This is a genomic window from Actinomyces sp. oral taxon 180 str. F0310, assembly GCF_000185285.1.
GTDB lineage: Bacteria > Actinomycetota > Actinomycetes > Actinomycetales > Actinomycetaceae > Pauljensenia.
In genome coordinates this window covers 739,046-740,120 of record NZ_GL622194.1, presented here as the reverse complement: position 1 = coordinate 740,120, position 1,075 = coordinate 739,046, and the positions used below count along the sequence as shown (strand labels likewise).

Here is a 1,075-nt window from a genome sequence, read left to right as displayed (position 1 = left end):
TTGTGCTCGCGCAATTCACGCAGTTCCTTGGCCTCGCTACGATTCATCGACCCCGCCACCGGCACAACGTTGCCTCGCTGATACCCAGCACGCGGCACGCCTGGGCCGTACTCATGCCCTCACATCGCAACGCCTCGGCCCTCTCTAGCTTCACAACAATCAGCTCAGGCGTGTGCTTCGAAAACTTCCTCATGGTCATCCATTCTGCCCGGCCACAAACAGCCGGGACTACTCAGAACAACCCTCTCACAACAAACGGTCCGAAAAACCCAGACCCCTCCACACGGACGCGGCATCCGCCTCGGTTGGTGCCGTCTTTGGCCATGGGTTTTCATCTGCTTTCCTGATTTGAGATAATTTGTGGCGTGCCGAAACCGAAGACGAAAACTGAACTATTGGATGCCGCCGAGGCGCAGTATGCGAAACTGGACAGCCTCATTGAGGGCATGAGTTCCGACGATCAGCATACGCATTTTGATCCCAGCATCACCCAAATCGGTAAAGAAGCCCACTGGGCGCGGGACAAAAACCTGCGTGACGTACTAGCCCACCTGCACGAGTGGCAGAGCATGCTGCTTGGCTTCGTCGACGCCAACCTCCACGGTCAACCTCGGCCTTTTCTTCCGTTTCCTCACACGTGGCGAACCACGCCAACGCTCAACCAAGAGATCTGGACTCAATATCAGGGCACTGAGCTTGAGGCTATCCGCGAAAACCTCGCCGACAGCCACACCGCAGTAGTGGCTCTCATCGGCAAGTTCACCAACGAGGAGCTATTCATCAAGGCGTATTTCCCGTGGACGGGCACAACCTCGCTCGGCTCCTACTTCGTGTCAGCCACATCAAGCCACTACGAATGGGCAATCAAAAAGCTCCGCGCATTCGCCAGAAAGCCGCCAGAATAACCCCATAACCAAGCCGCCCCCAGTATCTTCTTACCACGCTGTAGACCACAGACAGATACTCGGGAGCCTCTGGTATAGGCGCTCCCGTGCGCCTTTTCGCGACTCTCGGGTTCAACGCACTAAGCCTCGTGCCCGCATTCACGTGACATCCGCCCCGATCAGCATTATCA

2 protein-coding genes are annotated in these 1,075 nt (G+C 56.7%); one reads left to right on the top strand and one right to left on the bottom strand.

Annotated features, from left to right (window positions below):
- Positions 1-43: 43 nt before the first annotated feature.
- Entirely contained in the window at positions 44-193 is a 150-nt protein-coding gene (locus tag HMPREF9006_RS11060) for a helix-turn-helix domain-containing protein (protein WP_198002536.1), read from the bottom strand.
- Positions 194-365: 172 nt separating this feature from the next.
- On the opposite strand from HMPREF9006_RS11060, the gene HMPREF9006_RS03265 reads away from it, so the two are divergent.
- Positions 366-905, top strand: coding sequence for a ClbS/DfsB family four-helix bundle protein (locus HMPREF9006_RS03265; protein ID WP_009212111.1), 540 nt, complete (start codon positions 366-368; stop codon positions 903-905).
- Positions 906-1,075: the final 170 nt, after the last annotated feature.

Excerpts from the sequence above, each read along its gene's own strand:
- HMPREF9006_RS11060 (WP_198002536.1), bottom strand. The coding sequence starts at position 193 with ATGAGGAAGTTTTCGAAGCACACGCCTGAGCTGATTGTTGTGAAGCTA.